This is a genomic window from Mycobacterium sp. 1274761.0 (assembly GCF_001668615.1).
GTDB lineage: Bacteria > Actinomycetota > Actinomycetes > Mycobacteriales > Mycobacteriaceae > Mycobacterium.
In genome coordinates this window covers 67,261-80,183 of the sequence record NZ_LZMC01000089.1, presented here as the reverse complement: position 1 = coordinate 80,183, position 12,923 = coordinate 67,261, and the positions used below count along the sequence as shown (strand labels likewise).

Genomic DNA, 12,923 nt, shown 5'->3' with positions numbered 1-12,923 from the left:
TCTGGGGTCGTCAGAACTCGATAGATCAAAGCTCATTGGCCGCCGGCAACGCGCCCGTCCTCGTCCGACGCAGATCCTCAGAGCCCGATCGGCTCGAGGCGACCGAGGATCTCCCCGCGCCGTGCCTCGAATTGCTCCGGTAGCTGAAATCCTTGGCCTAGCTCCTGCGGCGACTCGTCGCAGTTCCAGCCACCCTCGTTGTGTGTCACTGCAAGTTCAAAGAGGGCGCCGCCGGGTGACCTGACGTAAACCGACTTGAAGTACTTGCGGTCTCGAACTTCGGACACATCTGTGTAGCCCGCACCCTCGATCTCAGATTTCAGCTCGCTCTGGTTCTCGAGAGTGTCCGCGTTCCAGGCGAAGTGGTGAATCGTTCCGGCGCCGTGAGTCCACGTGCCCGGCTCATCTGTGCGGTTGATAACAAGCTCGACCGCGCCGCCGAGCGCGGACTTGCCAGCCTCCAACGCAAACCGGTTACCTTCGCTCAAGCCCTCGCGAGCGCCGAGGTGATTGGCGGCGAACTCGACCGCGGTGTCCGGCCCCGTCACGTGTACGCCGACGCCGTAAATTCCGTGAACGGCGTACTCCTCGGGCACACCGCTTCCGCTGTAACCACGACGAGGGTCGTCGGCGACCTCGACCATCTGGTATTCGATGCCGGAGGGATGCCGGAACAGCACTCGGCGTCGATCGAACACGGTCGCGTCCCGCACGTCCGCGACGCGCTCCTGCAACCGGGAGGACCAGTAGTTCAGCGAACCCGTAGGGACGGCGAGCAATACCTCACGTGCCTGGTTGGTGCCACGTCGGCCGTAGATCCCGGCCTGGGCAAATGGGAACGTGGTGAGCACCGCGCTCGGGTCGCCGTCGGCGTTGCTGTAATACAGGTGGTAGACCGGGATTGTCCCGTCGAACAGCACCGTTCGTTTGATCAGCCGCAGCCCGAGCGCCTTGACGTGGAAGTCAATGTCCTCTTGCGCTCCGTTGACCGACATTGTGACGTGGTGACTATCGATGATGTACGACATTCGATCGCTCCTTCTAACTGATGCTGGGAAGGGGAATGGCGGTGAAGACACCGTCGGGGTCGTAGTGCTTCTTTGCGGTGACCAGTCGAAAGGCATTCTCGCCGTAGGCATTTGCGATCTGATCGTGGTCCTCGGGTCTGAGCAGGTTGGTGTAGCCGCCAGGAAGCGCGTGCGGGGCAAGCGCGGCCGAGACCGCGTCCGCCCAGGCGCGATGACGGGCGCTGTCGCCGCCTTCCCAGCCGGCGACGATCTCGACGACGAAATGTGGGCTGCGGTTCCCGAACGCGGTCTGGTCGGGGGCGACCCGAGTCGATGCGCCGTGACAGGGGTGGATCGGGATGACGCTGCGCGGCGAGGTCAGCGTCCGCGCTGCCTCGACCAGCGCCTCGATGACCTCGGGCGTGTATCCCGCCACAGTACGAGTTCGAACCTCCAGGCCCAGTCCGGGGACATATCCCACGTCTAACAGGCCCAGCACATCGCCGTAGGTGATGGACCCAATTCGGGTTATCAGCGGCGTTCCGAGCGTAGCGAGCGCGTCGACGGCGGCTTGGCCGCAACGATGATCACCACTCCAGACCGGCACAACATAAACAGCGGGATCGCCGTCCGGGCCGGACATTATGCCGCTTTCCACGGTCAGCTCGTCCGGTGCGGTGGACATCACCTCACTAAGTCCACGCCACACCGACGCTCCCTGCGACCACGGATACACGATCATCCCGCCGATCAATCGGTCGAGCGGATGCAAGCGCACCCGCATGGAAGTGACCACGCCGAAGTTGCCGCCACCACCGCGCAGTGCCCAGAACAGCTCCGGCTCGTGAGTCGGGTCGGCTGTGACGATTCGGCCATCGGCCAGAACGACCTCGGCGCCGAGCAGGTTGTCCAGCGCCAGTCCGAAACGTCCGTTGAGCGGTCCGTAGCCCCCGCCAAGTGTTAGGCCGGTCATGCCAACGCCACCGCAGACACCGGTGGCGGCAACCAGCCCGTGCGGCGCGACCGCGTCGATCAAGTCAGCCGCTAAAACGCCGCCACCCACCGTTGCGACCCGCGCCCTGGTATCGACGGTGACACTTCGCATCCCGGACATGTCGATCACCAAACCGCCGTCACACACAGCGCGGCCCAACCAGTCATGGCCGCCGCCGAGCACCGAGAGCCGCAACCCGCGGGCACGCGCCACACGGACGGCTTCCTGTACGTCACGCGGTGAGGCGGGCCGCACGATTACAGCCGGACGATGTTGCACCGCCGAATTCCAAATCAAAGGCGTACTTTTGGGCACCTGCACCGGGGCTGAACCAATTCGGCTCGCCAGATCGTTGGCTGCGGCTGTCACGTCGGTTGTATTCATCTGTCTCCTACGGGTTGGCGACGACGTCCAGCACGCCTCGCCTGACACGACGGCCTCTAGCGCCCGCTGCAATGCCTGTTTTACGTAGTCGCGGGGGTTGAATCACGTTGCGACGAAATCTTGTTCGCGGACCGCGGCGCTATCGCGGTAATAGTTAACGAGATTCGGGCTTTGGGATGCTTCATGTCATTCCCGTGCCGCGCAATGGCCTCCCATACTGGCGCCATCACAGCGATGGGAGACGCGAAAATGCAGCCCCTGCCCTGAGATTCGAGCAGTTTCAGCAACACCGCGGTACCACTCTTGGCTGTCATTGCTCCCGTCACATTTGTGACATTAAGAAGCGGCGGGGACCAACCCCGAGCCTGCGCCCACTGGGTGGGCTTCTCGCAGGTCACCCTTTCGCGGTGTAGAAGCGTCTGGTTTGAGGATAGTGCGCTGTGTGATGAACGTGATCAGCCATGCGATGATGAGAGCATCCACCATCCACACACCGAAAGGCGTTCAGACGAGTCGCGGCGAGTCATCGTGCAGCGCCGAACCACGACGTTATCGACGGTAAGTGCTGCGGTCGCCCAAACCCTCACTTAGGAAAAGGCTTTGATACTGCCCAATCTGCGGGTGAACGCGAAGCGAAGGACTGGCCGCCCAAGGTGCAGCCCCGCGACAGGCGCCGAAACCGCTGCCGCCGCATTGCACACTAGTGACGCTAAGAATTGACCTTGCCCAGCGGCAAACCGGCGCTCACTCAGTGAGCTTTTCTCGGGCGGACACCGTTTCAGGGGCACGAATGAGGCTGGCGATACGGGCGCCGGTGGCCCTTGTCGCAGCCAGCAGTCCGAGCGGTGGGCGGCGTTCCGCGACAAGCGCCGACACGGCCGCCGCTCCATTGTTTCCCAGCGGAATCGCCACCGCGACACAGCTTAGATTTGCCAGCACCTCGCCGGCATCCACGATCGGTGCGGCGCGGACCAATTCACTGTGGGCACGCGCAGCCGCCGTGCCGGGCGGTACCCGAGCTCCGGGTTCAGCTATGAATCCCAACGGAATCCGAGCCTCCACCGCGTCCAAGAATACTGCTTCGCCACCAATCACCGCAGATAGCTGAACAGCGGCGCCAGTGGCCATTGCGAGTTCGGCGATCGGCCGCCGGGCGGCCACCCGCAGTCGACGCTCCGGGCTCACCCGTGCGCCCAGCCCCAGCAAGCTCGCGCCGAGCCGATACCGGTTACCTTCGCGACTGACCGCTCCCACTGCGATCAACTGCTGCAGCAGTCGACGTACCGTCTCCCGCGGTATCCCGCTCGCGTTCGCCAGGTCGAGCAGCCGTACCGGTTCCAACGCACCGACGTGGTCCAACAGCTCAAATGCGCTCTCGATAACCCCGCGACCGTCGATGCGACGAGAGCCGGACGCCACAATGGCAGTCATATCATCGGCCGGGCCAGGCAACTCTCACCACCAATCCGATCAGCTTGTGCTTCGTGGATCCGACGCCCAACATCGCACCTTTGCGTTATTGAACGCGCGAACACGTGCCGATCATCCCGCACGATCGCAGTTGAAGAAATTGCGCTAGCGGGGGGAACGAAGTGCTGCTGCCGAGGATGACGGATCGACAAACCGTTGGAATTCGTCGTTGAAATCCTTTTGCGATGTCGGTAGCGCCTCGAACTGAGCCGCGCCCGCCGCGTCAGTTCCTGGCAGCGAGCGCGCGGCGAGCGTAGGCCCGCACGTCGGCGTCACCGTCGTCCAGCGCGCCGGTCAGCGCCTCGCGGGCGGCGGCCTCAGAATCCGCCCACCGGGTGAGGCTCAGGACCGCCGCCTTGCGGACGTCGAGGTGCGGGTCTGACAACGCCCGCGACAGCGGCGGCACCGCGGCCGACGGAGACGGTGCCCCCGCCAATGCCCGTGCAGCGCCTTGGCGTATCTGCCACGCCGACGCGGCCAGCGCCTGCTCTACCGTGGACACGTCGGCGTCGTCCCACCCGATGAGCCCGATCGCGGCCAGTGCGGCTGCGCGCACCAGCGGGTCGTCGTCGACCATCAGCGCACGCACGGTCTGCGCGCCCGCGCGCAGCGTTCCCAGCCCGTTCGCGATGGCGATCCGGACTTCGCGGTTGGCGTCCCGGTAGGCCGTGGCGACGCCGTCGACGTCGTCGACGGACACCAGCGCGCGCACCGCCTCGATGCGGACCCGGTGGTCGTCGTCGGTGAGCGACCGCCGGTACTGGTCACGCTCCCCTACCCTGCGCGAACTCAACACGTAAACGACCGTACCGCGCACGACGGGATCCCCGGAGTCGACGTGCGGGCGTAACGCCACGGGATCGGGCAGCACCTCGACGAGTTCGCGGATGCCGTTCGCGGCGATCCTGCGAACATCGGGATGCGGATCGCTGAGCGCCTCGACCAATGGGACGGCGTAGCCGTCGGCCAGATGTTCGGTGAGGACGTCGACCGCGGTGCGCCGCACGCCGGGATCGGGATCGCCCAGGAAGGGCACCAGATCGGCGACGGTCGGCTCGTCGAGGGCCAGGACATCGGCGATGCGCGGCGACGGCGGCGGCTCCGCCGAGTCGTCGCGCACCCGCGACACCTCGGTGGCCGGTGCCTGACCACCGACGAGGTCGGGTTGACGCACGGCGATGGGTTCGGTTTCACCGCTGGGCAAGTCGTCGAACCCGGGCACCGGGACGAAGTACGGTGCGACGGGCCGCTTGAGGAACTCGATGTGACCGTCCCTGGTCTTGCGCAGGTTCAGGTGGTAGCGCCAGCCGCTGTCATCGCGGTCGGGCAAGTCGCTGCGGTCGTGATAGAGGCCCCACCGGGATTCGGTGCGCGTCAGCGATGACCTGGCCGCCATTTCGGCGCAGTCGCGGATGAACGAAACCTCCACGGCGCGTAGCAGTTCGTGTGGTGTGACTGCCCCGATGGCTGCGATCTCCTCGCGCATCCGGTCGAATGTCTGCACAGCGATCGAGAGCTTCGCTGCGGTCTTGGGCGGAGCGACATAGTCGTTCACGAAGCGCCGCAGCTTGTACTCGACCTGCGTCTGCGGCGGTCCGTCCGGATGGCGCAGCGGCCGGTAGATCAGATCATGCGCCTCGGCGATCTGCTCTGACGGGAGATGTTGCGGCGCGGGAATATCGGTGACGGTCGATGCGGCGTCGGTGCCGGCCAACTCGCCGTAGACAAACGCCCCGATCATGTAGTTGTGCGGTACACAGGCCAGATCGCCTGCGGCGTACAGGCCGGCAACCGTGGTGCGAGCGTGCTCGTCGACCCAGACCCCGGATGCCGAATGCCCGCTGCACAAACCGATTTCGGAGATGTGCATCTCGATATCGTGCGTACGGTAGTCATGTCCGCGGTTGGCGTGGAATGTGCCGCGAGTGGGTCGCTCGGTGGTGTGCAGAATGCCTTCCAGCGCCGTCAGCGTCTCGTCGGGCAGATGCGTGACCTTGAGATAGATAGGGCCGCGGGCCGATTCGATCTCCTTCTTCACCTCGGCCATCATCTGGCCCGACCAGTAGTCGGAATCGACGAACCGTTCGCCGTTGGCGTTGACCTGGTAGCCGCCGAACGGGTTGGCGACGTAGGCGCAGGCCGGCCCGTTGTAATCCTTGATCAGCGGGTTGATCTGGAAGCATTCGATGCCCGACAGTTCCGCGCCGGCATGGAACGCCATCGAGTAGCCGTCACCGGCGTTGGTCGGGTTCTCGTAGGTGCCGTACAGATATCCCGACGCCGGCAACCCCAGCCGACCGCACGGCCCGGTGGCCAGAATGACGGCCTTGGCGCCGACAAGGACGAATTCACCGGTGCGGCTGTTGAGCGCGGCGGCGCCGACCGCCCGACCGTTGTCCGTCAAGACCCGTACCGGAGCGATTCGGTTCTCGATGCGGATCTTCTCCCGCATCGACTTCTGGCGAAGCACGCGGTAGAGCGCCTTCTTGACGTCCTTGCCCTCGGGCATCGGTAGCACGTAAGAGCCTGACCGGTGGACACGGCGCACCGCGTACTCGCCGTGTTCGTCTTTTTCGAACTTGACGCCGTAGCGCTCCAGCCGCTGCACCATGGCGAATCCGCGCGTGGCGGTCTGATAGATGGTGCGCTGGTTGACGATTCCGTCGTTGGCGTGGGTGATCTCGGCGACGTAGTCTTCCGGGGTGGCCTTCCCTGGGATGACCGCGTTGTTGACGCCGTCCATGCCCATCGCCAGCGCTCCCGAATGCCGCACATGCGCCTTCTCCAGCAGCAGCACCTGGGCGCCGTTCTCGGCGGCGGTCAGCGCGCCCATCGTGCCCGCGGTACCGCCACCGATGACGAGCACGTCGCAGTCGAGCCGAACCGCGTCTTCGATTGCCGGGATATCCATCAAGCCGCAAGCTCCGCCGAATGATCCAGTGCCGCAACAACCTGTGATCTCAGCGGCGTTCGGGACACCTCCGCCACACGTGGGGATGGCACGTCGATGAGGGCGCGCAGAGGCTCTCCGGCACGGCCGAGCACCGCGATGCGGTCGCCCAGCAGCAGCGCCTCATCGACATCGTGGGTGACGAACACGACGGTCGTGGGGTGTGCCCGCCAGGTGTCGATCAGCAGGCGCTGCATGGTCGCGCGGGTCTGGGTGTCCAGCGCACCGAACGGCTCGTCCATCATCACTGCGCGCGGCGCGCCGGCCAGCCCGCGGGCCAGCTGAACCCGTTGGCGCATACCGCCGGACAGGCTCTTCGGCAAGTAACGCTCGAAACCGGTGAGCCCGACGTCAGCGATCCACTTGAGGGCCTCGTCGCGCCGGTGTTCGCTCGGCCGCCCCGCCAACTTCAACGCCAGTTCGATGTTCGACTGCACTGTGCGCCAGGGCAACAGCGCGTTGTCTTGAAACACCATCGCGCGGTCACGGGAGGTGGTGCTCACCCGGGCGCCGTCGGCGATCACCTCTCCCCCGTCGGGGCGCAGCAATCCTGCCAACGCGCGCAGCACTGTCGACTTGCCGCAGCCCGACGGACCGGTGAGCACGAGGATTTCACCTGGTCTGACATCGAGATCCAACCCGTCGACCACGGGCGCACCGCCGTAGCTCAGCACCACATCGCGCAGGGTCAGGCTCATACCGGTCATCGGTTGTTCTCCTCGCCGCGGGGCAGCCAGCGGGTGACGCGGCGGCCAACCAGCTCGACGGCGGCCGACGTCGCGAAGCCGAGCACGCCGATGGTGATGATGCCCACGAAGACATCGGGATAGGCCAACACGGTGTAGGCCTGCCACGTGCGGTAGCCGACTCCCAGTCGGCCCGAGATCATCTCGGCGGAGATGACGCAGATCCAAGCGACGCCGATGCCGACCGACAGGCCGCCGAACACGCCGGGCAGGATCCCGGGCAGCACCACCTTGGTGATGACGTCCCAACGGTTTCCGCCCAGGGTGCGCACCGAGTCCTCCCACAAGGTGGGCAGAGCGCGTACCGCATGACGGGTGCTGACCATGATCGGGAAATAGGCGGCCAGGAACGTGATGAAGACGATTCCGGCCTCATCGGACGGAAAGAGCAGGATCGCGACCGGAACGATCGCGATGGCGGGGATGGGCCGGGCCAGCTCGGTCAGCGGACCGAAGACGTTGCCGAACTTCGGGGAACGACCGAGCAGGATTCCGGTGACCACGCCTGCCACCGCGGCGAGCGCAAACCCGGTCAAGATCCTGATCAACGACTGGCCGAGGTCCAGCCAGTAGCTTTGGGTGCCGAGCTTCGCGCCGAACGCGGTGACGACGTCGGTGACCGACGGCAGCGTGTCGAATCGTAGCCAGAGCCGAACGTCGTTGACCGTCAACACCTGCCATAGTGCGACCGCGGAGGCGACCGAGGCGATGCGGATCAGCCAGGAGATCCACGCTTGGCGCGGCTTGACAGGCTGAGCCGGCGCCGTCGGTACGGCCACAGCGGGCTCATCGGGTGTGAGCACCGCGGGCGGGGCGGTCATACCGCACCCGCCAGCGCCTGCTGATAGTCCACCACCGCTGCGCCCTGGTGTACCTGGGTGTAGCGGCCGGCGCCGGCGGCGGTCCCGAACGGCAGGTAGTTCGTGCCGTCTTTCACCCAGACCGACTTGTCGGCGAACCACCGTGTGCCGTACTCGGTATCGGGCACGTAGGCCACTCGCACCTTTTCGCCGCGGGCGGTGGCTTCGCGTACGGCCCGCAGCAGGCAGGCCGGGTTGGCGGCGGGCTGGGTGGCGTCCTTGCCGTCGATCCACACCTCGCCGGCGAGCTTGGCGTCGGTGACGGCGACGTTGCAGACCGGGTCCTGACCGCGGACCGCGTCCGGGTTGGCGGCGTCGTTGAGTGCCGCGTCGTAGTTCTGTCCGCGGTCGGCAAAGGCCTTGCGGATCGCGGTGTCGTCGACGAAGCCGTCGACGTCGAGGTCGGCAAAGTCGCCGATCGACTTCAGGTACGGAATGTCACCCTTGAGCGCCTGCACCAGTGAGGGTTTCAGCGTGGTGTCGAAGCTTGTGCCGCCTGGCCCGTTGTACAGGTACACCACCTCTGCGGGCAGCCCGCTGCCCTCGGCCACCAGCTTGGCCGACTCGAGGGGATGCTGATTGAGGAAGTCGGTGGCGTCCAGCTGGGCCTGCAAAAAGGCGTCGACCACTTCGGGATGCTGCTTGGCGTAGTCACGGCGGATGACGACGCCATGCCAGGTCGGGTAGTTGCCTTCGGCGCCGTCGTAAAGCAGCTTGGCCTTGCCCTGATAGACCAGCAGTCCCGGCCACGCGACGAATTGCGAAAGCGCTTGCGCCTGTCCCGATTCCAAAGTCGACGCGCCTACCTGCGGCTGCTGGTTGAGCACTTCGACGCCGTTCTTGGGGTCGATGCCCGCGTTGTCCAGCGCCCGCACCAGCGTGCCGTGTCCGGCCGACCCGACGCTGGCGGAGACCTTCTGTCCCTTGAGATCTGCGACGCTGGTGGCCGTCGAATCCGGCCGTATGACCACCATATTGAGCGAACCGGTGGGACTGTAACCAGTGACCGAAACCAGTTCGGTACGAGCACGCTCGTTGGCCTGCGTCTTGGAGCCGTTGATCAGCATCGGGTAATCACCCATCGAGCCGATGTCGATCTTCTCGGCGACCATCTGCGCGGTGATCGGTGCGCCTGTGTCGTAGTCCTGCCAAGTCACGTTGTACTTCTTGTGGTTGGACTTACCGATATCCTCGAGTCGATGCTCGAGAAAGCCTCTGGCGCGCAACAAGGTTCCGGCGGTAACGGTGTTGATGGTTTTGGACTGGTAACCGACGACGACGTTGACGGTGTCATCGGATTGCGATGCCGAGTCCAGCGAGCAGCCGGCAAGCGCAAGAGAGAAGACAGCGGCTGCGGAGAGTATGCGTTTCATGTGCGTGTCCTTGGTCAGCGGATGAGGTAGGGCATGTTGACGAAGACGGCGCCGGTCGGACACCGGGCCGCACACGGGCCGCAGTACCAACACTCGTCCACGTGCATGTAGGCCTTGCCGTTCTCCGGGTTGATGGCCAGCGAATCCAGCGGGCATACCTCTACGCACAGCGTGCATCCCTCGATGCACAGCGACTCGTCGATCGTCACCGGTACGTCGACGCGTTGGTTGACCTGAGCCATCACTGTCCCCTCAAAAGATTGCCGCGCAGTGTGATTCGATCACCACGCATGCGGATGTACTCGAGATCGACAGGCCGCCCGTCGTCGAGATGGGTGAGCCGCTCGAGCAGCAGCATGGCGGCGGTGTCGGGAATCTGCAGTATCGCCGCTGAATGCGGTTCGGCCGCCACCGCTTCGACGGCCAGACCGGCCGAACCGAGACGCTGTCCGGTGACCTGCTCGATGAGCGCGAAGATGTCGTTGCTCTCAAGGTCGTGTTCTGCCACCTGCGCACCGATGTCGGGTGCCAGGTAGGTCATGTCCAAGCTCAGCGGCAGCTCACCGAGGTATCGCAGCCGCTCGATGAAGACGACCGGTTCGCCGGGACTGAGTCGGAGCTTGCCTGCGACCGAGGGCGGCGCGGCGAGCGTCATGGTGGCGCGTACCTCGTTGCGGATGTCCCCGTAGCCCTTGAATGTCTCTTTCAAGCCGACCAGCGCGTCGAGCCCGTGGTCGTACTTACGGATCGCGACGTGCGTGCCGGTTCGGGGCCCGCGGTCGATGAGGCCTTCGTCTTTCAATGTGGCCAGCGCCTCGCGGACGGCGTTGCGGGACACGAAGAACTCCTGCGCGAGTTCGTTTTCGCTCGGCAGCCCGTCGGAGTAGCCGCCGGCGTGGATCTGGTGCCGCAGCACGTCGGCGACCAACCTGGCCTGGTCGGCGCGCGGTCGGCGAAGCGGGGTCGGCTCGGCTGTCGGATTGGGAGAGGTCACGGTCACCTCCTCACGGGCTGATCGTCGTGTGACTGACCTGTGCGGTGACCGTAACGGGGTTCGTCCTTCACACCGATACGTGCCGGCGGCGAACATCGCCGGCCGGGACCAATGCGCCGGTCGCTATGGGCGAAAACCTGCGGTTTTACGGCGAGGCGAAGCGATTGCGCCACCCACCGGGCCGTGGGGACATTTCAATCGTGGTGAGCGAAAAACGGTCCTCTACTGGGCTTTCAGCAGGGGCCGCAGATCGTCCAGGCGGTCGAAAAGGTGCCATACGTAAGACGACGTCCCGTTTTCGCGGTGGGCGTGCAGATCGGCCAGTTCTGGGTCGTCGCAATAGCTTTGGAAGGCGTCCTTGGACTCCCACTCGACGACGATCAGGACCGTGCGGGGTTCGATGTCGCCGGTCACCGACTCCCGGAACCGGCCAAGCGCGACCACCCGGCCGCCATGCTTGGCCACCTCCGCCGGTGAGCGCTTCGAATACGCCAGGTATTCGTCACGGTCGGCGACATCGAACAGGTTCAGCGCGTACACGGCCACGGCCGTGACGCTACCTCGCCCTAGCGCTTCAGTGACCCTGGCGGCCAATCCACGCCGATTTCATCGCAGATCGGCGGGATGATGATCAGCGCTCCGCGCGGGCTGCAGAACGGTGTGCCCGGCGGCTTCGTCAACGGCGCCGGCGGAGGGCCCGCAGGCGGCGGCGGAGGCGCAACCTGTTGTGGCGCGCCGCCCGACCACGAGTAAAGCGTGCTGGTCGCGACGTCGACGATGCCGTAGGAGTTCCAGTACCAGTCGTGGCAGACGTTCCAGTCCCAGCTGAGCACCTGGCTGCCCGGGATCGCGGGATCTCCGGGGCACCAGTGCGTGCACGTCATACCGCCGGGGCAGTTGCCGCCGTTGTAGCTGGGCCCCTCGGCGGTCGAGGTGCCCGCGCCCAGCGTCAGGCCGGTCACCGCAACGGCGCCGGACACGGCGACCGACGCTGCGAATCGCGAGATTCGGTTCATTGGGTTCCTTTCGTTGGGCGCCGCCTTCGCCGGCATCGCCTGGTGCAGCCAAGTACAGCGGCAACGGCCTGCTACCGATCCCAATATCCGTCCCCGCGCCGGTGACCGTGCGGTTTCGGACGCCAGCGGCCGCAAAACCCCGCGATTTCGCACAGTCGCGGGCCCGCGAAACCAGTGCAAGACGGTGCCGTCGACGGCAGATAATTGAGTGATGTCGATGGTGCAGGATGCGCACTCGTCGAGGCGGCTATCAGCGGGCCAGGTCTTTGTTGACGACACCGCATCGAGACTGCCGTGGTGGCGAAGAAGTACGAGTAAGGCCCGCCGTCAACGCAGTCTCAACGCCGAGTCTCAGGACGACGCGCGATCGCGTGCCTTCTCCAGCTCGGCCACCAGCGCATCTACCTCAGCACGTCGCTCGGCGGGAACCTTCAGCGAGTAGAACGTGCCGACGTTGACGATTACCTGCAGCAGCTGCTCCTTCTCGCTGCCGAACAGTTTCTTGCGCCGGCTGAATTCCTCGATCTGCGTGCCGGCGTACTTGTCGGCGGGATTGCGCCCGCGCGAGGAGTTCGCTCGCAGCTTCTCGACCCAATTGCCGTCGACAACAATGCTTTCGCCGTCTATCCCATCGATGCGGAACATCCGGTGATCGTAACGGGCGATCGCTCACCCGTTAGGGCAACTGGTCGTCGGGATGAACAGCGACCAGCACCACCCCGGCGGAAGCGGCGGCGTCAGGTTCGGCGGCGGCGGTGGCGGGGGCGGCGGCGTGGCTCCCTCGAAGATGTTGTGGGCGACGTTGCCTTGGCCGCTGTAGACGTACCAGTAGGTGTGGCAGACGCTCTCATCCCAAACCACCGGGTAGACACGCTTGTTGCCGGTCTCCACCGGTGGGTCGCCGGGGCACCAGGTGCAGGGGCCCTCCGGGCTGTTCTCGGGGCATCCGGGCCACGAGCCGAGTGGCAGCGATCCGCCCGGCAGCGCCTGCGCGGTGCCCTCGGCAAGTCCTGCCCCGCCGAGCGCGATGCCCGCCGACAGCAGCGCCCCCGCAATAATCCGTGTGCGCTTATGGGTGCTCATGTGTGGAGGTCCCTTCGCCGTGGCGAATTCATGCTCTGTATGCCGT

At 65.5% G+C, this 12,923-nt stretch carries 13 protein-coding genes; all 13 read right to left on the bottom strand.

What is annotated here, in order from left to right; genetic code table 11:
* Positions 1 to 77: 77 nt before the first annotated feature.
* Positions 78 to 1,028, bottom strand: coding sequence for a VOC family protein (locus A5651_RS19030; protein WP_066984350.1), 951 nt, complete (start codon positions 1,026 to 1,028; stop codon positions 78 to 80).
* Positions 1,029 to 1,041: 13 nt separating this feature from the next.
* Positions 1,042 to 2,280: an FAD-binding oxidoreductase gene (locus tag A5651_RS19025; protein ID WP_197496678.1), complete on the bottom strand. Its 1,239-nt coding sequence runs from the start codon at positions 2,278 to 2,280 to the stop codon at positions 1,042 to 1,044.
* A gap of 849 nt (positions 2,281 to 3,129) precedes the next feature.
* A complete protein-coding gene (locus tag A5651_RS19020; protein WP_066984344.1) occupies positions 3,130 to 3,816 on the bottom strand; it encodes a helix-turn-helix domain-containing protein in 687 nt (228 codons plus the stop codon).
* 262 nt (positions 3,817 to 4,078) lie between these two features.
* On the bottom strand, positions 4,079 to 6,766 hold the full coding sequence (locus A5651_RS19015; RefSeq protein ID WP_066984341.1) for a fumarate reductase/succinate dehydrogenase flavoprotein subunit: 2,688 nt from the start codon (positions 6,764 to 6,766) through the stop codon (positions 4,079 to 4,081).
* Positions 6,766 to 7,512, bottom strand: coding sequence for an ABC transporter ATP-binding protein (locus A5651_RS19010; protein WP_066984338.1), 747 nt, complete (start codon positions 7,510 to 7,512; stop codon positions 6,766 to 6,768). The genes A5651_RS19015 and A5651_RS19010 overlap by 1 nt, the downstream gene beginning before the upstream one ends.
* Positions 7,509 to 8,372 carry an ABC transporter permease gene (locus tag A5651_RS19005; protein WP_066984335.1) on the bottom strand — a complete coding sequence of 288 codons (864 nt, stop codon included), beginning with the start codon at positions 8,370 to 8,372 and terminating at the stop codon, positions 7,509 to 7,511. Before A5651_RS19005 ends, A5651_RS19010 begins: the two co-directional genes overlap by 4 nt.
* Positions 8,369 to 9,784 carry an ABC transporter substrate-binding protein gene (locus A5651_RS19000; protein ID WP_066984332.1) on the bottom strand — a complete coding sequence of 472 codons (1,416 nt, stop codon included), beginning with the start codon at positions 9,782 to 9,784 and terminating at the stop codon, positions 8,369 to 8,371. The genes A5651_RS19005 and A5651_RS19000 overlap by 4 nt, the downstream gene beginning before the upstream one ends.
* Before the next feature lie 14 nt (positions 9,785 to 9,798).
* Complete coding sequence (locus tag A5651_RS18995; RefSeq protein WP_066984329.1) at positions 9,799 to 10,026, bottom strand: ferredoxin family protein; 228 nt, start codon at positions 10,024 to 10,026, stop codon at positions 9,799 to 9,801.
* Positions 10,026 to 10,874, bottom strand: a complete 849-nt coding sequence (locus A5651_RS18990; protein WP_082943849.1) for a GntR family transcriptional regulator — start codon at positions 10,872 to 10,874, stop codon at positions 10,026 to 10,028. Before A5651_RS18990 ends, A5651_RS18995 begins: the two co-directional genes overlap by 1 nt.
* 126 nt (positions 10,875 to 11,000) lie before the next feature.
* Entirely contained in the window at positions 11,001 to 11,324 is a 324-nt protein-coding gene (locus A5651_RS18985; protein WP_066984326.1) for a DUF1330 domain-containing protein, read from the bottom strand.
* A 20-nt stretch (positions 11,325 to 11,344) separates the two neighbouring features.
* The gene (locus A5651_RS18980) at positions 11,345 to 11,794 is read right to left on the bottom strand and encodes a hypothetical protein (protein ID WP_066984433.1); all 450 of its coding nucleotides are present in this window, start codon (positions 11,792 to 11,794) and stop codon (positions 11,345 to 11,347) included.
* A 351-nt stretch (positions 11,795 to 12,145) separates the two neighbouring features.
* Positions 12,146 to 12,439 carry a hypothetical protein gene (locus A5651_RS18975; RefSeq protein ID WP_066984323.1) on the bottom strand — a complete coding sequence of 98 codons (294 nt, stop codon included), beginning with the start codon at positions 12,437 to 12,439 and terminating at the stop codon, positions 12,146 to 12,148.
* Between the two features lie 24 nt (positions 12,440 to 12,463).
* On the bottom strand, positions 12,464 to 12,877 hold the full coding sequence (locus A5651_RS18970) for a hypothetical protein (protein ID WP_066984320.1): 414 nt from the start codon (positions 12,875 to 12,877) through the stop codon (positions 12,464 to 12,466).
* Positions 12,878 to 12,923: the final 46 nt, after the last annotated feature.